The sequence below is a fragment of the Hyunsoonleella pacifica genome (genome assembly GCF_004310335.1).
In the GTDB taxonomy this organism is placed as follows: Bacteria; Bacteroidota; Bacteroidia; order Flavobacteriales; family Flavobacteriaceae; genus Jejuia; species Jejuia pacifica.
In genome coordinates, this window is the sequence record NZ_SIRS01000006.1 from 1 (window position 1) to 19,038 (window position 19,038).

General features: G+C 35.0%; 27 protein-coding genes. 24 read left to right on the top strand and 3 right to left on the bottom strand.

The genetic code is table 11. The features are described 5' to 3' along the window. The 3 genes from EYD46_RS14380 to EYD46_RS14390 form a co-directional block, all read right to left on the bottom strand. The coding region (locus EYD46_RS14380) for a RagB/SusD family nutrient uptake outer membrane protein (RefSeq protein WP_130937882.1) at nucleotides 1-1,223 on the bottom strand (1,223 nt) is incomplete at its 3' end. Between the two features lie 11 nt (nucleotides 1,224-1,234). Continuing rightward, nucleotides 1,235-4,435 (bottom strand): SusC/RagA family TonB-linked outer membrane protein, encoded by a 3,201-nt coding sequence (locus EYD46_RS14385; protein WP_165454390.1) that lies wholly within the window; start codon nucleotides 4,433-4,435, stop codon nucleotides 1,235-1,237. Nucleotides 4,436-4,742: 307 nt separating this feature from the next. Then, nucleotides 4,743-6,437, bottom strand: coding sequence for a POTRA domain-containing protein (locus tag EYD46_RS14390; protein WP_130937884.1), 1,695 nt, complete (start codon nucleotides 6,435-6,437; stop codon nucleotides 4,743-4,745). A gap of 176 nt (nucleotides 6,438-6,613) precedes the next feature. On the opposite strand from EYD46_RS14390, the gene rpsL reads away from it, so the two are divergent. The 24 genes from rpsL (at nucleotide 6,614) to rplO (ending at nucleotide 19,036) form a co-directional block, all read left to right on the top strand. After that, nucleotides 6,614-6,988, top strand: a complete 375-nt coding sequence (rpsL, locus tag EYD46_RS14395) for a 30S ribosomal protein S12 (protein WP_042245171.1) — start codon at nucleotides 6,614-6,616, stop codon at nucleotides 6,986-6,988. Nucleotides 6,989-7,008: 20 nt separating this feature from the next. Continuing rightward, nucleotides 7,009-7,485, top strand: coding sequence for a 30S ribosomal protein S7 (gene rpsG, locus EYD46_RS14400; RefSeq protein WP_130937885.1), 477 nt, complete (start codon nucleotides 7,009-7,011; stop codon nucleotides 7,483-7,485). A 3-nt stretch (nucleotides 7,486-7,488) separates the two neighbouring features. Then, nucleotides 7,489-9,615, top strand: a complete 2,127-nt coding sequence (gene fusA / locus EYD46_RS14405) for an elongation factor G (RefSeq protein WP_130937886.1) — start codon at nucleotides 7,489-7,491, stop codon at nucleotides 9,613-9,615. Between the two features lie 11 nt (nucleotides 9,616-9,626). After that, on the top strand, nucleotides 9,627-9,932 hold the full coding sequence (gene rpsJ / locus EYD46_RS14410) for a 30S ribosomal protein S10 (protein ID WP_007650482.1): 306 nt from the start codon (nucleotides 9,627-9,629) through the stop codon (nucleotides 9,930-9,932). Nucleotides 9,933-10,121: 189 nt separating this feature from the next. After that, entirely contained in the window at nucleotides 10,122-10,739 is a 618-nt protein-coding gene (gene rplC / locus EYD46_RS14415; RefSeq protein ID WP_130937887.1) for a 50S ribosomal protein L3, read from the top strand. Next, nucleotides 10,739-11,368, top strand: a complete 630-nt coding sequence (gene rplD / locus EYD46_RS14420) for a 50S ribosomal protein L4 (protein ID WP_130937888.1) — start codon at nucleotides 10,739-10,741, stop codon at nucleotides 11,366-11,368. Before rplC ends, rplD begins: the two co-directional genes overlap by 1 nt. A gap of 7 nt (nucleotides 11,369-11,375) precedes the next feature. Then, nucleotides 11,376-11,666, top strand: a complete 291-nt coding sequence (gene rplW, locus EYD46_RS14425) for a 50S ribosomal protein L23 (RefSeq protein WP_092579375.1) — start codon at nucleotides 11,376-11,378, stop codon at nucleotides 11,664-11,666. Nucleotides 11,667-11,671: 5 nt separating this feature from the next. Beyond that, complete coding sequence (gene rplB / locus EYD46_RS14430) at nucleotides 11,672-12,499, top strand: 50S ribosomal protein L2 (protein ID WP_130937889.1); 828 nt, start codon at nucleotides 11,672-11,674, stop codon at nucleotides 12,497-12,499. Nucleotides 12,500-12,502: 3 nt separating this feature from the next. Continuing rightward, the gene (gene rpsS, locus EYD46_RS14435; protein WP_027880209.1) at nucleotides 12,503-12,781 is read left to right on the top strand and encodes a 30S ribosomal protein S19; all 279 of its coding nucleotides are present in this window, start codon (nucleotides 12,503-12,505) and stop codon (nucleotides 12,779-12,781) included. A 6-nt stretch (nucleotides 12,782-12,787) separates the two neighbouring features. After that, nucleotides 12,788-13,195: a 50S ribosomal protein L22 gene (gene rplV / locus EYD46_RS14440; RefSeq protein WP_092579379.1), complete on the top strand. Its 408-nt coding sequence runs from the start codon at nucleotides 12,788-12,790 to the stop codon at nucleotides 13,193-13,195. Nucleotides 13,196-13,204: 9 nt separating this feature from the next. Continuing rightward, on the top strand, nucleotides 13,205-13,918 hold the full coding sequence (rpsC, locus tag EYD46_RS14445) for a 30S ribosomal protein S3 (RefSeq protein WP_130937890.1): 714 nt from the start codon (nucleotides 13,205-13,207) through the stop codon (nucleotides 13,916-13,918). A 20-nt stretch (nucleotides 13,919-13,938) separates the two neighbouring features. Continuing rightward, entirely contained in the window at nucleotides 13,939-14,358 is a 420-nt protein-coding gene (gene rplP / locus EYD46_RS14450; protein ID WP_042245202.1) for a 50S ribosomal protein L16, read from the top strand. Nucleotides 14,359-14,370: 12 nt separating this feature from the next. Further along, a complete protein-coding gene (rpmC, locus tag EYD46_RS14455; RefSeq protein WP_130938145.1) occupies nucleotides 14,371-14,562 on the top strand; it encodes a 50S ribosomal protein L29 in 192 nt (63 codons plus the stop codon). An 11-nt stretch (nucleotides 14,563-14,573) separates the two neighbouring features. Further along, nucleotides 14,574-14,831, top strand: coding sequence for a 30S ribosomal protein S17 (rpsQ, locus tag EYD46_RS14460; protein WP_130937891.1), 258 nt, complete (start codon nucleotides 14,574-14,576; stop codon nucleotides 14,829-14,831). A gap of 2 nt (nucleotides 14,832-14,833) precedes the next feature. Continuing rightward, entirely contained in the window at nucleotides 14,834-15,202 is a 369-nt protein-coding gene (gene rplN / locus EYD46_RS14465) for a 50S ribosomal protein L14 (RefSeq protein WP_130937892.1), read from the top strand. A 15-nt stretch (nucleotides 15,203-15,217) separates the two neighbouring features. Then, a complete protein-coding gene (gene rplX, locus EYD46_RS14470; protein ID WP_130937893.1) occupies nucleotides 15,218-15,529 on the top strand; it encodes a 50S ribosomal protein L24 in 312 nt (103 codons plus the stop codon). 2 nt (nucleotides 15,530-15,531) lie between these two features. Further along, nucleotides 15,532-16,083 (top strand): 50S ribosomal protein L5, encoded by a 552-nt coding sequence (gene rplE / locus EYD46_RS14475; protein WP_130937894.1) that lies wholly within the window; start codon nucleotides 15,532-15,534, stop codon nucleotides 16,081-16,083. Between the two features lie 4 nt (nucleotides 16,084-16,087). Further along, nucleotides 16,088-16,357 (top strand): 30S ribosomal protein S14, encoded by a 270-nt coding sequence (gene rpsN, locus EYD46_RS14480; protein WP_130937895.1) that lies wholly within the window; start codon nucleotides 16,088-16,090, stop codon nucleotides 16,355-16,357. A 75-nt stretch (nucleotides 16,358-16,432) separates the two neighbouring features. Next, nucleotides 16,433-16,831, top strand: coding sequence for a 30S ribosomal protein S8 (gene rpsH, locus EYD46_RS14485; protein WP_130938146.1), 399 nt, complete (start codon nucleotides 16,433-16,435; stop codon nucleotides 16,829-16,831). Between the two features lie 18 nt (nucleotides 16,832-16,849). Then, complete coding sequence (gene rplF / locus EYD46_RS14490) at nucleotides 16,850-17,392, top strand: 50S ribosomal protein L6 (protein ID WP_130937896.1); 543 nt, start codon at nucleotides 16,850-16,852, stop codon at nucleotides 17,390-17,392. A gap of 10 nt (nucleotides 17,393-17,402) precedes the next feature. Continuing rightward, nucleotides 17,403-17,759, top strand: coding sequence for a 50S ribosomal protein L18 (rplR, locus tag EYD46_RS14495; protein WP_130937897.1), 357 nt, complete (start codon nucleotides 17,403-17,405; stop codon nucleotides 17,757-17,759). Nucleotides 17,760-17,765: 6 nt separating this feature from the next. Further along, nucleotides 17,766-18,290 carry a 30S ribosomal protein S5 gene (rpsE, locus tag EYD46_RS14500; RefSeq protein ID WP_130937898.1) on the top strand — a complete coding sequence of 175 codons (525 nt, stop codon included), beginning with the start codon at nucleotides 17,766-17,768 and terminating at the stop codon, nucleotides 18,288-18,290. A gap of 98 nt (nucleotides 18,291-18,388) precedes the next feature. Next, a complete protein-coding gene (gene rpmD / locus EYD46_RS14505) occupies nucleotides 18,389-18,568 on the top strand; it encodes a 50S ribosomal protein L30 (RefSeq protein WP_130937899.1) in 180 nt (59 codons plus the stop codon). A gap of 15 nt (nucleotides 18,569-18,583) precedes the next feature. Further along, nucleotides 18,584-19,036, top strand: coding sequence for a 50S ribosomal protein L15 (gene rplO / locus EYD46_RS14510; RefSeq protein WP_130937900.1), 453 nt, complete (start codon nucleotides 18,584-18,586; stop codon nucleotides 19,034-19,036). The last annotated feature ends 2 nt before the right edge of the window (nucleotides 19,037-19,038 follow it).

Consider the following 19,038-nt stretch of genomic DNA (forward strand, 5'->3'; position numbering starts at 1 on the left):
TTAACAGCATTAGGATCTCTTGCAGATTGTAGCGCAAAGAGTAAATCCTGTGCCCCTGTAGTATTACCTAATTGATATTGTGCCTCTGCATCAAATAATACCATCTCTGATTTTCTGATAATAGGTATGTCTGAGGAGAATGTAAATGCATATTTTGTAGAAACAAATTCTCTCCATGGCTCACTTGCGGAAACACCATAGATGTCGAAGAATAATTTACGAGCATCTGTATCTGAGAATTGATCCACAAAATCTGGATCAAAATAGGTTGCATTATAGCTAAGTGTTAGGTGATCCATCATAGGAGCTGCATGTCCCCAAAAGAAATTCGTCTCATCAGACCCATTTTGAAATAGTGCCCAAAGCCATTCTTGATCTGTCATATCACTAAAACCATTGCCCCAGTTTGTAGATTGTACAGCATCAGAAGCATTACCGCCATAGGCAGCTCTAGCTAATGATGATACACTATCCCAATCATCTTGAGTAACAGATAACACACGTGTTAATACAGCTTGTGCAACAGCTTTGTTTACAAAGCTTTTTCCTAATCGTGTGTCTGGTAAATCGGCTATGGCATCTTCTAAATCCTGAATAACTTGATTATACGCTTCACTCATAGGTACAGGTGGATTTCCTCTGGCATTTTCTAATGAGGTTGCTTGAGTATATATAGGTATTCTAACTAAATCTCGATTATTATTATAATTTGGGCAAAATTCTAGTAATAACTCAAATAAGTGAAATCCTCTAAAGAACTTCCCCTTAGCAATTAATTCTTTTTTATCATTTTCACTTAGTGTGGGACTGTTTTGAACACCAGTAATTAAAGTATTGGCGAAATTTATATTTTCATAATTAAAATCCCACGAAAAATTAGTACGTCTAAAGGCTGGTTCTCTATTTTCATGTCCGTAATCAAAACGATACCAAGATATCGCTTGGATAATATCATCTCCTTTAACAGCTCTTGCATAATACATGGCGTATAATCCACCAACATCAACCGTTCTATATTGTCCTTTGTAGTTAGCTAATATACCATTGATAAAGGTTTGAGCATTATCTTTATTAGAAAATATTGTAACATCATTAACACCCGAGGTGTCTCTAGGCTCATCAACAAACTCTTCACTACAAGAGTTTAAACTAATAAGAAGTATTGCCATTAATATCATCTTTAATGGTAACTTCCAAAATTTCTTAATATTTATATCTTTCATAACTTTTATTTTTAGAATTTAACAAGTGCACCGAATGTCAATGTTCTTTGTAAAGGAGATCTGTTATTAGTAAGTCCATTAAAAGCTTGCTCAGGATCGATACCTGTATGGGATTGCCATGTGATTAAATTATCTGCTTGCATGTATAATCTAACCTGTTTAAAGCCTATTCTATCTAAAACATCTCCAGGCAAGTTGTATCCAACAGTTAAAGCTTTTAAACGCAAATAATCGTTCTTAAATAACCATCTTGTAGATCTGAATGTAAAACTGTTCTGAGCTTGTGTTAAACGTGGAAAATCTGTAACATCACCAGGTTGCGACCAGGCTTTAAAATTATCTGGATGAGCGGACCCTCCTACTGCGGGATTTAATAATCCAGTATAATCCGTATCATAAACATATGCACCTACACTAAAATTGAAAAGGGCATTTAAGTCAAACTGTTTGAATCTAAAAGAAGTGTTGAATCCACCTTGTACATCTGGTAGTGATTCTTTTCCTGTTTGGTAACGCGTTGCAACATCATAATCATTTGTTACATCTCTTCCAGTTACTTCCCCATCATCGTCAAGTACGTCAATATACCAAAGTGCATCTCCTGTTGCTGGATCAACTCCTGCCCAATCTCTTACGAAAAATTCAAATATTGATGCACCTGGAACCCAACGTTTGGAGCCTTGTATCAATTCATCAGTGAAAGGTGAAATCTCCTTGATTTCATTTTTCAAAATGGATACATTACCTCCAATACTCCATTGTATTTTATCTGTACTGATGATATTGCTATTTAGACTAACCTCCCAACCAGTATTACTAATGGTACCTGCATTTGCTCTAAGTGTTGGAACTCCAGAAGAAGGTGTGTTAGTAATAGCCTGAATAAGCGCTTCACTTTGATTGTCAAAATATTCAACTGATCCACTAAGTACTCCTTTAAAAAGGGTAAAATCTAAACCAAAATTAGTAGACTTTGTAGTTTCCCATTGCGTCGCTGGATCAGGTAAAGTTCCATCAGGTAAGTTACTAGGAAAACCTTCAACAGGTGATATGGTTACACCTCCAAAGTTAGCTCCTCCAAATAAGAAACTAGTAGGGAAAAAACCTCCAGGTATATTAATATTACCTACCTCACCAGTAGAAGCACGTAACTTTAAATTATTTACCCAATCTACATTTTCCATAAAGGCTTCATTAGTAATGACCCATGAACCACCTATAGAGAAAAAATCACCAGTTCTAAATTCTTCTTCTAATTGAGATGTTTTATCCTGACGGTAACTACCTTCTAGAAAATACTTTCTTGCGAAATTGTAAGAGACTCTTCCTAGTATACTTGTAATGCGTCTTTCGGATCTAAAACCACCAAAACTTTCGGCAACTGTGCCGTTACCAAATTCTTCTTGACCAGGTAGAAAACCAGTAGAGGAAGCTCTAAAGAAATCTGTAGTATTGGTATTAGCTTCATAAATTGCATCTACAGATAAAGAGTGATTTCCAAAGGTGTTGGAATAATTTAAAGCTTGTATGGCATTTAATCCTGTGGTAACATTTCTTCGTTTACCCACTCGTCCTTGTACATTAGAAGCCGCTCCAATTAGATCGTCATCAAAAGAATGACTATCAAATACATAGTTTTCATAATTAAGTGTAGATCTGAATCTAAAATTATCTAAGAATGAAATTTCAGCATACGCAGAACTTAGTAAATTTGTACGTATTCTGTTCTCAGTGCCTAGCTGTATTGAAGCTAAGATATTTTCGCCTACAATTCCTGGTCTCGTAAAGTTTATAGGCTGCCCTATTGGTCTGCCATTTCCGTTACCTAAGTCGAAAATCAATTCTCCATTATCATCCAAAATCAAGTTACCATTAGCGTCTCTTACATAAATAGGATAGACACTACTGTTATTGTATAACCATGAAATGGCTTGCGTAGTACTGCCTGATGTTTGATCTGGATTATTAGAATTAGATCGTGAATAACTTAATGTTATACCTGTTTTTAACCAATCACCAATTTGAGTATCCATCGCAGCTCTAGTAGCTATTCTTTCAAAATCTGATTTGATGACAGGACCATCTTCATTTAGATAATCAAAAGAAAAGAAGTAATTAGTATTCTCACCACCACCAGAAACACTTAAGTTATGATTTATCCTAGGAACATCTCTTCTTAACGTAACATCTTCCCAACTCGTATTCCATAGTAAGTTAGCACCAGCAACTAAATTGCCATTGGCGTCTATAGGAGTGTTAACACTGTAAGGATTGTAACCAATTGTTGGTATCAAAGCAGCACTTGCATTTGCTGAGGCCTCAGCGTCAGATTGACCTAGTCCATAAAGATTGTCGTTTCTTAATGAAGTCCACAGTAATTTTAAGTAATCTTCAGAGTTAACTAAATCATGTATACCAACAGAAGGATTAGAGAAACCATATTGAGATCTTATAGTGACTTCAGCACCTGTATTTTTTTTACCTCTTTTAGTAGTGATAATGATTACACCATTTGCGGCCCTTGAACCGTATAATGAAGCTGCAGAAGCATCTTTCAAAACAGACATAGACTCAATTTGGTCTTGGCTTATTGTATTTAAATTTCCACTAAAAGGTGCACCATCTAGAATTATTAATGGGGCATTAGAACTTGCAAACCCACCAGTGTCAAAATTTCGGTTACCAAGTTGATCATTAAAACTACCAAATCCTCTAATTCGAATATTAGGGTTTTGTCCAGGTTGTCCACCAGCAGTAATTATGTTTACACCCGCAACTGTACCTTGTAATGCTCTTAGAGGTGATGTTACTTGTTGATTTTCAATTATTTCGGCGTCAATAACATCAACAGCACCTACAATTGCCTCTCTGGTTTGTGTTCCATAAGCAACAACAACAACTTCTTCAAGTGCTGAGGCATCTTCGCTCATAACCACGTTTATTGTATTTGAACTTCCTACAGATACTTCCTTATTGGCATAACCAACGAAACTAAAAATTAAAGTAGCTCCTTGATTTGCTTTAATTAAATACTTTCCATCGAAATCTGTAGAGGTACCATTAGATGTACCTTTTACTAAGACAGTAGTGCCAGGTAAAGGTAAACCGCTTTCGTCGGAAACAGTACCTGAAATTGTCTTTTCTTGTGCAAAAGATAGTTGCACGACAAACGCCAACAATAGCGTTAGAATTCCACTAAACTTTGTTTTCATTTTATAATTATTTGAATTAGTCATGTCAAAAATCATAAAATAAAGTTAATTAAACAATAAAATTTGGTTAAAATTTGAGATTTAGTTCGAAATTGATTGTGTTTTTTTCAATAAATAAACAAATTGTTACAATTAAATTTATCAAATTTTAAGATTTACTATAAATTCTTTTATTTGCTTATTATTTAATTATGCATGCAGAGTAATTTAGCGTGTTTTTATGTGTAATATTTGTTATTCAGTGTCTTAAATGTATTATAGTTAGGTTTTTAATTGATTTATTAGTGTGTCTAGAGTTTTTAATTTATCAAAATTGGGCAACTAAACTAATGTGAATCTTAGAATTTGATAATTTAAAGGTTTGATTCTCGGTTTTACCGTTAGCGTAATTGAATTTGAGCAAGCCAGAATTTGTAAGAATGCCAAAACCAAAACCAAAACCAAATAGTTTTTCTTTTAAATTGGAAGTTTTATTTTCAAAATAGGCAAAATCTGTAATCGAATGTAGATATATAGAATTACTAAGTCGATATCTGTATTCTGTATTTAAAACACCAAATAAAGATGCGAACAAACTGTTTTCTTCAAAACCTCTAATAGAATTTATGCCTCCAAACCGTAATAATTCGTTTTCAAAATAATTGTCAGATATAAGGTTAGAAGCATCAATATTAAGGTATATGCTATTTTTTCGATTGAGTTTAAAATTGTTAAATGCTTTAAGTGTTATTAATGATTGCTCGGTTTTAATATTAGATGATGTTCTACTGCCAAAATTGGTTTCTAAATAAAAGTTGGATTTGATAGGAAATAGTCGATTCCGAAATTGTGGTTTTAAAAACTCGTAAGAAATTGTAAAATAATTAGAAGTGTAATCCTGTAAAGAAATTATTGAAGTATCAGACCGAAGATTTCTTGATTCTATACTAGAGATTCCAGTAGATACTTTATGTAATGCATTAATTTGATAATTAATTCTTGCTTTTTGATCAACAGTTGTAAAGGAGGAGTCCTTTTTAAATATTCTAAGATTTAAATCAAGACCTATTGGAGAGTTAAATAAATAAGGGAGTTCTAGGCTGGCATCAAAAGTGTCTTGGTCTATTTCGTCACTTTTATATAATAAGCTAAATGTTTCTCCATAGTTTAAGTTGTTGACTAATTTTAAATTGAGAAATCCGTCAAATTCCAATTTATTGGTTTCGTCATTGGTGCCAAAACCCAAAAAACCATCAAAAGTATTGCTTTTTGATTTTTCTACATATATATATAGTGAAGTAGAATCCTCTTGAAATAAAATTTCAGGCGACTTTACTTGGTTTGCAAATCTTAGGTTGTTTAATTGTTCGGTTTTTTTTTCAATGTTTGCTAAATCAAAAACTTGTGAAGGTTTTAATTTGAGATAGTGTTTGAGAAAAGATTTCGGAAACCTTTCATATCCAACAATTTTAATGTCATCAATCGTTCTCTTTATTTTATTTGCACTAACAATTAAATCGGCTTTTAAATTAATACTGTCTTTTTTTTTAATATTTGAAAGTTTCAATTTTGAAAAAGGATCTCCATAATTTGCTAGTTCAGAATTCAAAAAATTAAGACTATTTTCAATTGCTGATATGTTAATACTGAAATAATTGTCAGTAACATCTTCTGAAATTGAATTGAGAAGAGAAGTCTTTATATCATTTTGAGAATAGTATATGTATATGGTATTGAATTTTTGTTTTAAATATAGTTTGGCTTTAAAAACGGAATCGTTTTCCTTTTTGATTTTTACTAACTGGTTTTCAATGTAACCAATAACATTTAGGTATTTTCTTAGCGAATCGACCTCTGTTTTAATTGAAGTGAAATTTTGATGCCTTTGATTGTAACCAAGTGAATCAATTATTTTTGTTTCTACATCATTTATACCAGATATATTTAACCGTAAATTTTGACTAAATATTTCAGAAGAAAAAAGTGTGTATATAAAAAGGACGTAAAATAAAGATTTATGCACGTTAATTTCTGTGGATTTAAGTGTAAATCTAACGGAAAAAGAACACTTTTAATATGCTCTAAAAATTTAATTTCAAAAAGTATTCAAAATTAATGAATTAGGGTTTGAATAATTGATTTTAATTTCTACCTTTGCACGCCTCTAAATAGAGGTTAATAAAATTTATATAGAAATATATGCCAACAATTTCACAATTAGTAAGAAAAGGAAGAGCCAAAATAACCAAGAAGAGTAAATCGGCTGCTTTGGATTCTTGTCCGCAAAGACGTGGTGTATGTACTCGTGTTTACACAACTACTCCTAAAAAACCAAACTCAGCAATGCGTAAGGTGGCAAGGGTACGTTTAACTAACGGAAACGAGGTTAATGCATACATCGGTGGCGAAGGACATAATTTACAAGAGCACTCGATAGTATTGGTTAGAGGTGGAAGGGTAAAAGATTTACCAGGTGTTAGATATCACGTTGTTCGTGGGGCTTTAGATACAGCAGGTGTTGCTGGAAGAACCCAACGTAGATCTAAGTACGGTGCCAAACGCCCTAAAAAGTAATTAAACTTTAAGAAGAAGACATGAGAAAAAGAGCAGCGAAAAAAAGACCACTTTTACCAGATCCAAGATTTAACGATCAGTTGGTAACGCGTTTTGTGAATAACATGATGTGGGACGGTAAGAAGTCTGTAGCTTTTAAAGTATTCTATGATGCAATTGATATTGTAGAGGCTAAAAAAACTGATGAAGAAAAATCAGGATTAGAAATATGGAAAGATGCTTTAGGTAATGTGATGCCTCACGTAGAAGTGCGTAGTCGTCGTGTTGGTGGTGCAACATTCCAGATTCCAATGCAAATTCGACCAGATAGAAAAGTTTCAACAGCTATGAAATGGTTAATCGGTTATGCTAGAAAGCGTAATGAAAAATCAATGGCGCAACGTTTAGCTTCAGAAATCTTAGCAGCAGCTAAAGAAGAAGGAGCTGCGGTTAAGAAAAGAGTTGATACGCATAAAATGGCAGAAGCAAACAAAGCATTCTCTCACTTTAGATTTTAAGAAATGGCAAGAGATTTAAAATATACAAGAAATATAGGTATTGCTGCGCACATTGACGCAGGAAAAACAACAACTACCGAGCGTATTCTTTATTATACGGGTGTTTCTCATAAAATAGGTGAGGTGCATGATGGTGCTGCAACTATGGACTGGATGGAGCAAGAGCAGGAGAGAGGTATTACAATTACTTCTGCGGCTACTACTTGTGAATGGAAATTTCCAATTGAAAACGGGCAGCCAACTTCTGAAACTAAAGGATATCATTTTAATATTATCGATACTCCAGGTCACGTGGATTTTACGGTTGAAGTAAATCGTTCTTTACGTGTTCTTGATGGTTTAGTGTTCTTGTTTAGTGCGGTAGATGGTGTAGAGCCACAATCTGAAACTAATTGGAGACTTGCTGATAACTACAAAGTACCTAGAATTGGTTTTGTTAATAAAATGGACCGTCAAGGATCTAACTTTTTAGGTGTTTGCCAGCAAGTAAAAGATATGTTAAAATCTAATGCTGTTCCAATAGTATTGAACATTGGAGATGAGGCGGATTTTAAAGGAATTATCGATTTAGTGAAAAACCGTGCCATTGTATGGCATGATGAAACACAAGGAGCAACTTTTGATGTTATCGAAATTCCAGAAGATTTAAAAGAAGAAGCAAAGAAATATAGAGCTCTATTAATTGAAGAGGTTGCCACTTATGATGAAAACCTTTTAGAGAAGTTTATGGAAGATGAAGATTCTATTACAGAAGAAGAAGTGCACGCCGCACTTAGAGCTGCTGTGATGGATATGGCTATCATTCCAATGATCTGTGGTTCTGCTTTCAAAAATAAAGGTGTGCAGTTTTTATTAGATGCTGTTTGTCGATACCTACCGTCTCCAACAGATAGAGATAATATTGTAGGGACAAATCCAGATACTGGTGAGGAAGCTGTGCGTAGACCAGATGCAAAAGATCCGTTTTCGGCTTTAGCATTTAAAATTGCTACCGATCCTTTTGTTGGTCGTTTAGCATTCTTTAGAGCGTATTCAGGTCGTTTAGATGCTGGTTCATACATATTGAACAATCGCTCAGGTAAAAAAGAGCGTATATCTCGTATATACCAAATGCATTCTAATAAACAAAATGCAATCGATTTTATTGAAGCTGGAGATATAGGTGCTGCTGTAGGATTTAAAGATATCAAGACTGGGGACACTATGTCTGATGAAAAGAATCCTATTGTATTAGAATCAATGGATTTTCCAGATCCAGTAATCGGTATTGCTGTTGAGCCTAAAACTAAGGCAGATGTGGATAAATTAGGTATGGCTTTAGCTAAGTTATCTGAGGAGGATCCAACATTCACTGCTAGAACAGATGAGGCTTCAGGACAAACAATTATTTCTGGAATGGGTGAGCTTCACTTAGATATTATTGTGGACCGTCTAAAGCGAGAGTTTAAGGTTGAAGTAAACCAAGGACAACCACAAGTAGAGTACAAAGAAGCAATTACAATGCGTGCTGAACACAGAGAAGTTTACAAGAAGCAATCTGGTGGACGTGGTAAATTCGCTGATATTGTATTTACATTAGAGCCTGCTGAAGAAGGAAAAGTTGGTTTAGATTTCGTTTCTGAAATTAAAGGTGGTAACGTTCCTAAGGAATTTGTGCCTTCTGTTGAGAAAGGATTTAAAATGGCAATGGTAAATGGTCCATTAGCTGGTTATGAAGTTGATGCGATGAAAGTAACATTAACTGATGGTTCATATCACGATGTGGATTCTGATCAATTATCATTCGAACTAGCTGCAAAATTAGGATTTAAAGCTGCTGCAAAAGCTGCAAAAGCTGTAATTATGGAGCCAATCATGAAGCTTGAGGTAATTACTCCTGAAGAAAACATGGGTGACATTGTAGGAGATTTAAATAGAAGAAGAGGTCAAGTAAGTGACATGGGAGATAGAGCTGGTGCAAAAACTGTAAAAGCTACTGTGCCATTATCTGAAATGTTTGGTTATGTAACTACATTAAGAACATTGTCATCAGGTCGTGCAACATCTACAATGGAATTTTCACACTATGCTGAAACTCCTTCTAATATTTCAGAGGAAGTAATTAAAGCAGCTAAAGGCGTTGAAGCTTAAAATTTAAGAAAATGAGTCAAAAAATCAGAATAAAACTTAAGTCTTACGATCACAATTTAGTAGATAAATCTGCTGATAAGATTGTGAAAACAGTAAAAAGTACTGGAGCTGTAGTAACGGGGCCAATTCCATTACCAACGCACAAGAAAATTTTCACTGTATTGCGTTCTCCACACGTAAACAAGAAATCAAGAGAGCAGTTTCAATTATCTTCTTATAAGAGATTATTAGATATCTACTCGTCATCATCTAAAACAATAGATGCCTTGATGAAACTTGAATTACCAAGTGGTGTTGAAGTTGAGATAAAAGTTTAATAAACTTTTATCGAAATCCCGAACTTGTTTCGGGATCTCATAATAAGAAATTAAAATGTCTCACCGATGCGGTCGCGAGAAAAACGGATAAATACATTTCAGGGACGAAAGGTATTTTGTCCCTGAAATTTTTAATAAGAGTGTTGAATTAGATTTCAACGAAATAGTAATAATTAATAATAAATAAATATGTCTGGGTTAATTGGAAAAAAAGTCGGTATGACCAGCATCTTTGATGAAAATGGGAAGAATATTCCTTGTACAGTAATCGAAGCTGGACCATGTATCGTTACCCAAGTCAGAACTGAGGAAGTTGATGGATATGAAGCTATCCAACTTGGTTTCGATGACGCGACAGAAAAAAGCGCTACTAAAGCAGACTTAGGTCATGCTAAAAAAGCGGGTACTTCTGTAAAACGCAAGGTCGTTGAATTCAAAGGTTTTGATGAGGAGTACAAATTAGGAGATGCTATCACTGTAGAGCACTTTGCAGAAGGTGAGTTTGTGGATGTCTCTGGAACGTCAAAAGGTAAAGGATTTCAAGGTGTTGTAAAACGTCACGGTTTTGGTGGTGTAGGTCAAGCTACTCACGGTCAACATAACCGGTTAAGAGCACCAGGTTCTATTGGAGCTGCATCTTATCCTGCACGTGTATTCAAAGGCATGAAAATGGCCGGAAGAATGGGTGGTGAAAAAGTGAAAGTTCAAAATTTAAGAGTTTTAAAAGTAGTTCCTGAAAAGAACTTACTTGTTGTTAAAGGGTGTGTGCCTGGACACAAAAACGCTTATGTAACAATTCAAAAGTAATGAAAGTAGCAGTTTTAGATATAAACGGAAAAGACACTGGTAGAAAGGCAGACCTTTCTAAAGATGTGTTTGCTATTGAACCTAATAATCATGCGGTATATTTGGATGTTAAACAATATTTAGCAAACCAAAGACAAGGTACTCACAAATCTAAAGAAAGAGGAGAGATTGCTGGGTCTACACGTAAGATTAAAAAACAAAAAGGAACTGGTACTGCAAGAGCAGGTAGTATTAAGAGTGGTGTGTTTAAAGGTGGTGGTCGTATGTTTGGTCCAAGACCAAGAAACTATGGTTTCAAATTAAACAAAAACGTTAAGCGTTTGGCTCGTAAATCTGCTTTAAGTATCAAAGCAAATGAAAAAGCAATTACAGTTTTAGAAGACTTCAATTTTGATGCTCCTAAAACGAAAAACTTCACTGCAGTTTTAAAGGCTTTAGAGCTTGAAAACAAAAAAACTTTGTTTGTGTTGGGTGGGTCAAATAATAACGTATATTTGTCATCGCGCAATTTAAAAAGTTCTGAAGTAATAACTAATTCAGAGTTAAGTACTTACAAGATTTTAAATGCAAATCAAGTAGTGCTTTTAGAAGGTGCTTTAGAAGGAATTGAATCAAACTTAAGTAAATAAGAAACAGATGAGTATCTTAATTAAACCTATAATCACAGAAAAAGCGACAGCAGATAGCGAGTTAAAAAATTGCTATTGGTTCGCAGTGAACACAAAGGCGAACAAGGTAGAAATCAAAAAAGCAGTAGAAGCTGCTTATGGTGTTTCTGTTGAAAAAGTTCGTACTATAAATGTCCGTCCAGATCGTAGTACCAAGTACACAAAAACTGGTATACAACATGGTAAAACAAATGCTGTTAAAAAAGCAATTGTACAACTGGCGGAAGGTGAGATGATTGATTTATATGCTAATATGTAATTAGAATGTCAGTAAGAAAATTAAAACCAATCACACCAGGACAGCGTTTTAGAGTAGTAAATGGGTATGACGCCATAACTACTGATAAGCCGGAGAAAAGTTTATTAGCTCCGAAAAAAAGGTCTGGTGGTAGAAACAGTCAAGGAAAAATGACCATGCGCTATATAGGTGGAGGTCATAAAAAGAAGTATCGTATTATCGACTTTAAGAGAGACAAGGCAGGAATTCCAGCTGAAGTTAAATCTATTCAATACGATCCAAACAGAACTGCGTTTATCGCTCTGTTGAACTATCAAGATGGAGAGAAGCGTTATATCATTGCCCAAAATGGATTACAAGTTGGGCAAAATGTGGTGTCTGGTGCTTCAGGTATTGCTCCAGAAATAGGGAATGCAATGCCGTTAAGTGAAATTCCACTAGGTACAATTATTTCTTGTGTAGAGTTACGTCCTGGACAAGGTGCTGTTATGGCACGTAGTGCTGGTGCTTTTGCTCAATTAATGGCAAGAGACGGTAAGTTTGCTACTGTTAAGTTGCCTTCAGGAGAAACACGTTTAGTATTAATTACCTGTATGGCTACTATTGGAGTTGTTTCTAATTCGGATCATCAGTTAATCGTTGGAGGTAAAGCAGGTAGAACAAGATGGTTAGGTAGAAGACCACGTACAAACCCTGTTAGAATGAACCCAGTAGATCACCCAATGGGTGGTGGTGAAGGTCGTGCTTCAGGTGGACACCCACGTTCTAGAAATGGTATACCTGCAAAAGGTTATAGAACCCGTTCTAAAACAAAAGCGAGTAATAAATATATTGTAGAACGTAGAAAGAAATAAGACATGGCAAGATCATTAAAAAAAGGACCTTACGTTCATTATAAACTAGAAAAGAAAGTAGCTGCAAATGTTGAAGCTAACAAGAAAACTGTAATCAAAACTTGGTCTAGAGCTAGTATGATTACTCCAGATTTTGTTGGGCAAACTATAGCAGTGCATAATGGCCGTCAATTTGTACCAGTTTACGTAACTGAAAACATGGTAGGTCATAAATTAGGAGAATTTTCACCAACACGTTCATTCCGTGGGCATGCAGGTGCTAAAAACAAAGGTAAAAAGTAGTAAGCTATGGGAAGTCGTAAAAAAGAAATGGCAGACGCTATTAAGGAAGCAAAAAAGCATGTTGCTTTTGCTAAGCTTAATAACTGTCCTACGTCACCAAGAAAAATGCGTTTAGTAGCCGATTTAGTGAGAGGCGAAAAGGTAGATAAAGCACTTAATATCTTAAAGTTTAACAATAAAGAAGCATCTGGTCGATTAGAAAAGCTGTTATTATCAGCTATAGCTAACTGGCAAGCTAAGAATGAAGATGCCGATGTTGAATCAGCGGAATTATTTGTTAAGGAGATTAAAGTAGATAGCGGATCTATGTTAAAGAGATTGCGTCCAGCACCTCAAGGTCGTGCACACAGAATTAGAAAACGCTCAAATCACGTAACATTAGTGGTTGGTGCTAACAATAACACACAAAGTTAAGATAGAAGTATGGGACAAAAGACAAATCCAATCGGAAATCGCTTAGGAATTATCAGAGGATGGGAATCTAACTGGTACGGAGGAAACGATTATGGTGATAAACTTGCCGAAGACGATAAGATTAGAAAATACGTTCACGCGCGTTTATCTAAAGCTAGTGTAAGTAGAGTAATTATTGAAAGAACTTTAAAGCTTGTAACCGTTACTATCACTACTGCTCGCCCTGGTATCATTATCGGGAAAGGTGGTCAAGAGGTAGACAAGTTAAAAGAAGAGCTTAAAAAGATTACTGGAAAAGAAGTTCAGATCAATATCTTTGAGATTAAAAGACCTGAACTGGATGCATTTTTAGTAGCATCAAGTATTGCAAGACAAATTGAGAATCGTATCTCTTACCGTCGTGCAATAAAAATGGCTATCGCTGCTACAATGCGTATGAATGCTGAAGGAATTAAAATCCAAATTAGTGGTCGTTTAAATGGTGCTGAGATGGCACGTAGTGAGCACTATAAAGAAGGACGTATTCCTTTGTCAACTTTTAGAGCCGATATTGATTATGCTTTAGTAGAAGCACACACTACCTATGGTAGATTAGGTGTAAAAGTATGGATCATGAAAGGTGAAGTATATGGTAAAAGAGAGCTTTCTCCTTTAGTTGGTTTATCTAAGCAAAAAGGAAAAGGTGGACGTGGTGGAAATAAAGGACCTCGTCGTAGAAAGTAATTTTTTAAAGAAAGCAAAAAATGTTACAGCCTAAAAGAACAAAATTTCGTAAACAGCAAAAAGGACGCATGAAGGGAAATGCCGGTAGAGGGCACCAACTTTCAAGTGGAACTTTTGGTATAAAATCATTAGACTCGAACTTTTTAACATCGCGTCAAATAGAAGCTGCTCGTATTGCCGCTACACGTTACATGAAAAGAGAAGGGCAACTTTGGATAAAAATTTTTCCAGACAAGCCTATCACAAAAAAGCCTCTTGAAGTACGTATGGGTAAAGGTAAAGGTGCCGTTGAATATTGGGCAGCTGTGGTAAAACCAGGGCGTGTTTTATTTGAGGTAGGAGGTGTGCCTTTAGACGTTGCTAAAGAAGCATTACGTTTGGCAGCCCAAAAATTACCAGTGAAAACTAAGTTTATAATTGCTAGAGATTACGAAGCATAATAATTTAAGATGATGAAACAATCAGAAATTAAAGAATTATCTGTAGCTGAGTTACAAGAAAAGCTTGGTGAAACTAAAAAGAGTTATTCAGACCTTAAATTGTCTCATGCAATATCTCCTTTAGAAAACCCAATTCAGTTACGCTCTCTAAGAAGAACTGTAGCTAGAATTGCTACTGAATTAACTAAAAGAGATTCACAATAATTCTGCTGAAAATGGAAACAAGAAATTTAAGAAAAGAACGTATAGGAGTTGTTACAAGTAACAAAATGCAGAAATCTATTGTGGTTTCTGAGGTAAAGAAAGTAAAGCATCCTATGTATGGTAAGTTCGTACTTAAAACAAAAAAGTACGTAGCACACGACGAGCAAAATGACTGCAACGAAGGAGATACTGTTAGAATCATGGAAACTAGACCTATGAGTAAATCTAAATGTTGGAGATTAGTTGAAATAATTGAAAGAGCTAAGTAATTATGGTACAACAAGAATCAAGATTAAAAGTAGCTGATAACACTGGTGCAAAGGAAGTTTTGACTATCCGCGTACTAGGTGGTACTAAAAGAAGATACGCTTCTGTAGGAGACAAAATTGTTGTTTCTGTAAAAGATGCTACTCCTAATGGAAACATTAAAAAGGGAGCAGTTTCTACAGCAGTGGTTGTACGTACTGTAAAAGAAGTAAGACGTCCTGATGGATCTTATATTAGATTCGACGATAATGCTTGTGTATTATTAAACCCAACGGGTGAGATGAGAGGTACACGTGTATTTGGACCTGTTGCTAGAGAGCTTCGTGATAAACAATTCATGAAAATTGTATCATTAGCACCTGAAGTGCTTTAATACAGAAAATTTAAGATGGGAAAGCTTAAAATAAAAACTGGAGATACTGTAAAAGTAATTGCTGGAGATCACAAAGGATCTGAAGGTAAGGTACAACAAGTATTAATAGAGAAGAACAAAGCGATAGTTGAGGGTATAAACATGGTTAAGAAGCATACTAAACCAAGTGCACAAAATCCTCAAGGTGGCATCGTTGAAAAAGAAGCACCAATCCACGTATCAAACTTATCATTGTTAACTTCAAAAGGAGAAACAACTAGAATAGGATACAAAATGGAAGGTGATAAGAAAGTGAGATTTTCAGTAAAATCTAATGAAGTAATATAGTTATGGGATATTTACCAAGACTTAAAGAAGAGTATAAAAGCAGAGTAATTGCAGCTCTTACAGACGAATTTGGATATAAAAATGTAATGCAGGTTCCTAAACTACAAAAGATAGTAATATCTAAAGGTGTAGGGGCAGCAGTTGCAGACAAGAAGTTAATAGACCACGCTGTGGAAGAGTTAACGACTATATCTGGACAAAAAGCTATAGCTACAATGTCTAAAAAAGATGTTGCATCTTTTAAATTACGTAAAGGAATGCCAATTGGTGCAAAAGTAACTTTACGTGGCGAGAGAATGTATGAGTTTTTAGACCGTTTAGTAACTTCTGCACTTCCACGTGTTAGAGATTTTAGTGGAATTAAAGCCACAGGTTTTGATGGAAGAGGTAACTATAATTTAGGGGTTACTGAACAAATTATCTTCCCAGAGATTAATATTGATAAAGTGAATAAAATCTCAGGTATGGATATTACATTTGTAACTTCTGCTGAAACTGATAAAGAAGCAAAATCATTATTAACTGAATTAGGAGTACCTTTTAAAAAGAACTAAAGTTATGGCTAAAGAATCAATGAAAGCCCGCGAGGTAAAAAGAGCTAAAACAGTAGCTAAATATGCTGAGAAAAGAAAAGCTTTAAAAGAAGCTGGAGATTACGAAGCATTACAAAAGTTGCCTAAAAATGCGTCTCCAATTCGCCAACATAATAGATGTAAGCTTACAGGAAGACCTAAAGGATACATGAGACAATTTGGAATTTCTCGTGTTACTTTTAGAGAAATGGCTAACCAAGGGTTAATCCCAGGAGTTAAAAAGGCTAGCTGGTAAAAAAAGAATTATAAATTGATAGAAGGTTTAAAACTGAAGGACAGTTTTGAAAACCATTATCGCAAATTAATAAATATGTATTCAGATCCAATAGCGGATTATCTTACGAGAGTTAGAAATGCAATTAGAGCTAATCACAGAGTGGTAGAGATTCCTGCATCTAACTTGAAGAAAGACATCACTAAAATATTATTCGAACAAGGATATATTTTAAGTTACAAGTTCGACGATTCAACTGTACAAGGTACGATTAAAATTGCACTTAAGTACAACAAAGAAACCAAAGAACCTGTAATCAAGAAAATTCAACGTATTAGTACACCAGGGTTACGTAAGTATGCTGGTGCTAAAGAACTACCTAGAGTACTTAACGGTCTTGGTATTGCAATTGTTTCTACATCTCATGGTGTAATGACTGGTAAACAAGCTCATAGAGATAATGTAGGTGGTGAAGTATTATGTTACGTTTACTAATAAAAGGGAGAGAAAGAGATGAGTAGAATAGGAAATAACCCAGTTGCAATTCCAGAAGGAGTTACAGTAGAAGTAAAAGACAACGTAATTACGGTAAAAGGAAAATTAGGAGAACTAACTCAAAATTTTGATACCGTAGATATCAACGTTGAAGAAGGTAATGTTTCAGTTGCGCGTTCTGCAGAGACTAAAGAACACAAAGCTAAACATGGCTTATATAGATCACTTATCAATAATATGATTGAAGGTGTATCTAAAGGTTGGACTAAAGAACTAGAGTTGGTAGGTGTAGGTTATAGAGCATCAAACCAAGGTCAGAAATTAGATTTAGCTTTAGGTTTTTCTCATAACATTGTTATGAGTATTGCACCAGAAGTAAAAATAGAAACTATTTCTGAAAAAGGTAAAAATCCAATCGTAAAACTAACGTCTCACGACAAACAATTAGTTGGACAAGTAGCTGCTAAGATTCGTGGTTTCCGTAAGCCAGAACCTTACAAAGGAAAAGGAATCAAGTTTGTTGGTGAAGAATTAAGAAGAAAAGCAGGTAAATCAGCTTAATAATTGAGTTATGGCATTGACAAAGAATCAAAGAAGATTAAGGATTAAAAACAGAATACGTAAGGTGGTTTCTGGTACAGAGGCAAAACCAAGGTTAGCTGTTTATAGAAGTAATAAAGAGATCTATGCTCAAATAGTTGATGACGTTTCAGGTAAAACCTTAAGCGCTGCATCTTCTAGAGATAAGGATATCGCTAAAGCAAAAGGGAACAAAACTGAGGTTGCGACTTTAGTTGGAAAATCTATTGCTGAAAAAGCGTTAAAGGCAGGTATTGAAACTATTTCTTTTGATAGAGGAGGATATTTGTACCATGGAAGAGTAAAATCATTAGCTGAAGGCGCTAGAGAAGGCGGACTTAAATTCTAAGAAATTATGTATCAAAAATATAAAAGCGCAGAATTAGTAAAACCAGGTGGATTAGATCTTAAAGATCGTTTAGTTGGTGTGCAAAGAGTTACCAAAGTAACAAAAGGAGGTAGAGCATTTGGTTTTTCAGCAATTGTAGTTGTTGGTGATGAAGCTGGTGTTGTAGGTCAAGGTTTAGGAAAGTCTAAAGATGTAGCTAGTGCAATCGCAAAAGCTGTTGAAGATGCTAAGAAAAACCTAGTACGTATTCCTATCAGAAAAGGAACGTTACCTCATGAACAAAAAGGTAAATATGGTGGTGCAAGAGTAAATATTATTCCTGCAGCTCCTGGTACCGGTGTTATTGCTGGTGGTGCTGTTAGAACAGTTCTTGAAGCAGTTGGTGTACACGATGTATTATCAAAATCTCAAGGATCTTCTAATCCTCATAATGTGGTAAAAGCAACTTTTGATGCTTTATTACAATTAAGAGATGCAAATGCTATTGCTAAGGACAGAGGTATTTCACTTGAAAAAGTTTTTAACGCATAAATAAGACTTTAGTAATTAGTATTTAGACGATAGAAATTCGATGTGAATATAGAATTTGAGTTCTAACAACTAAAGACTAACAACTAAAAACTATTAAAATGGGAAAAATTAAAGTAACAAAGGTTAAAAGCGCTATCAATCGTACGCAAAGACAAAAAAGAACTTTAGAAGCTTTAGGTCTTAAAAGGATTGGACAAGTAAAAGAGCATGAGGCTACACCAAACATTCTTGGTATGGTAGCAAAAGTTTCACATTTAGTTTCTGTAGAAGAAGCTTAAAATATACACTAAAAAATGAATTTAAGTAACTTACAACCGGCAAAAGGATCGGTAAAAACACAAGGCAAGCGAGTAGGTCGCGGACAAGGTTCAGGTAAAGGTGGTACGGCAACACGTGGTCACAAAGGAGCAAAATCACGTTCAGGATATTCTAAGAAATTAGGATTTGAAGGTGGTCAAATGCCATTACAGAGGCGTGTACCTAAGTTTGGTTTTACAAATATTAACCGCGTAGAGTATCAAGCCATAAACTTAGATACATTACAAGCGTTAGTAGATGATAAGAAAGTAAAAGATACAGTAGATTTCGAAACACTATTTTCAAATAGATTAGCTGGGAAAAATGATCTAGTTAAAATATTAGGAAGAGGAGAAATAAAAGCCAAATTAAAAGTATCAGCTCATAAGTTTTCTGCTTCAGCTAAAGCAGCAATCGAAGCTGCAGGTGGAGAGGCGATAACTTTATAAGA

What these genes read in the sequence shown, in the direction of transcription:
- EYD46_RS14385 (WP_165454390.1), bottom strand. Translation starts at nt 4,435, where the DNA reads ATGAAAACAAAGTTTAGTGGAATTCTAACGCTATTGTTGGCGTTTGTC.
- rpsL (WP_042245171.1), top strand. Translation starts at nt 6,614, where the DNA reads ATGCCAACAATTTCACAATTAGTAAGAAAAGGAAGAGCCAAAATAACC.
- rpsG (WP_130937885.1), top strand. Translation starts at nt 7,009, where the DNA reads ATGAGAAAAAGAGCAGCGAAAAAAAGACCACTTTTACCAGATCCAAGA.
- fusA (WP_130937886.1), top strand. Translation starts at nt 7,489, where the DNA reads ATGGCAAGAGATTTAAAATATACAAGAAATATAGGTATTGCTGCGCAC.
- rpsJ (WP_007650482.1), top strand. Translation starts at nt 9,627, where the DNA reads ATGAGTCAAAAAATCAGAATAAAACTTAAGTCTTACGATCACAATTTA.
- rplC (WP_130937887.1), top strand. Translation starts at nt 10,122, where the DNA reads ATGTCTGGGTTAATTGGAAAAAAAGTCGGTATGACCAGCATCTTTGAT.
- rplD (WP_130937888.1), top strand. Translation starts at nt 10,739, where the DNA reads ATGAAAGTAGCAGTTTTAGATATAAACGGAAAAGACACTGGTAGAAAG.
- rplW (WP_092579375.1), top strand. Translation starts at nt 11,376, where the DNA reads ATGAGTATCTTAATTAAACCTATAATCACAGAAAAAGCGACAGCAGAT.
- rplB (WP_130937889.1), top strand. Translation starts at nt 11,672, where the DNA reads ATGTCAGTAAGAAAATTAAAACCAATCACACCAGGACAGCGTTTTAGA.
- rpsS (WP_027880209.1), top strand. Translation starts at nt 12,503, where the DNA reads ATGGCAAGATCATTAAAAAAAGGACCTTACGTTCATTATAAACTAGAA.
- rplV (WP_092579379.1), top strand. Translation starts at nt 12,788, where the DNA reads ATGGGAAGTCGTAAAAAAGAAATGGCAGACGCTATTAAGGAAGCAAAA.
- rpsC (WP_130937890.1), top strand. Translation starts at nt 13,205, where the DNA reads ATGGGACAAAAGACAAATCCAATCGGAAATCGCTTAGGAATTATCAGA.
- rplP (WP_042245202.1), top strand. Translation starts at nt 13,939, where the DNA reads ATGTTACAGCCTAAAAGAACAAAATTTCGTAAACAGCAAAAAGGACGC.
- rpmC (WP_130938145.1), top strand. Translation starts at nt 14,371, where the DNA reads ATGAAACAATCAGAAATTAAAGAATTATCTGTAGCTGAGTTACAAGAA.
- rpsQ (WP_130937891.1), top strand. Translation starts at nt 14,574, where the DNA reads ATGGAAACAAGAAATTTAAGAAAAGAACGTATAGGAGTTGTTACAAGT.
- rplN (WP_130937892.1), top strand. Translation starts at nt 14,834, where the DNA reads ATGGTACAACAAGAATCAAGATTAAAAGTAGCTGATAACACTGGTGCA.
- rplX (WP_130937893.1), top strand. Translation starts at nt 15,218, where the DNA reads ATGGGAAAGCTTAAAATAAAAACTGGAGATACTGTAAAAGTAATTGCT.
- rplE (WP_130937894.1), top strand. Translation starts at nt 15,532, where the DNA reads ATGGGATATTTACCAAGACTTAAAGAAGAGTATAAAAGCAGAGTAATT.
- rpsN (WP_130937895.1), top strand. Translation starts at nt 16,088, where the DNA reads ATGGCTAAAGAATCAATGAAAGCCCGCGAGGTAAAAAGAGCTAAAACA.
- rpsH (WP_130938146.1), top strand. Translation starts at nt 16,433, where the DNA reads ATGTATTCAGATCCAATAGCGGATTATCTTACGAGAGTTAGAAATGCA.
- rplF (WP_130937896.1), top strand. Translation starts at nt 16,850, where the DNA reads ATGAGTAGAATAGGAAATAACCCAGTTGCAATTCCAGAAGGAGTTACA.
- rplR (WP_130937897.1), top strand. Translation starts at nt 17,403, where the DNA reads ATGGCATTGACAAAGAATCAAAGAAGATTAAGGATTAAAAACAGAATA.
- rpsE (WP_130937898.1), top strand. Translation starts at nt 17,766, where the DNA reads ATGTATCAAAAATATAAAAGCGCAGAATTAGTAAAACCAGGTGGATTA.
- rpmD (WP_130937899.1), top strand. Translation starts at nt 18,389, where the DNA reads ATGGGAAAAATTAAAGTAACAAAGGTTAAAAGCGCTATCAATCGTACG.
- rplO (WP_130937900.1), top strand. Translation starts at nt 18,584, where the DNA reads ATGAATTTAAGTAACTTACAACCGGCAAAAGGATCGGTAAAAACACAA.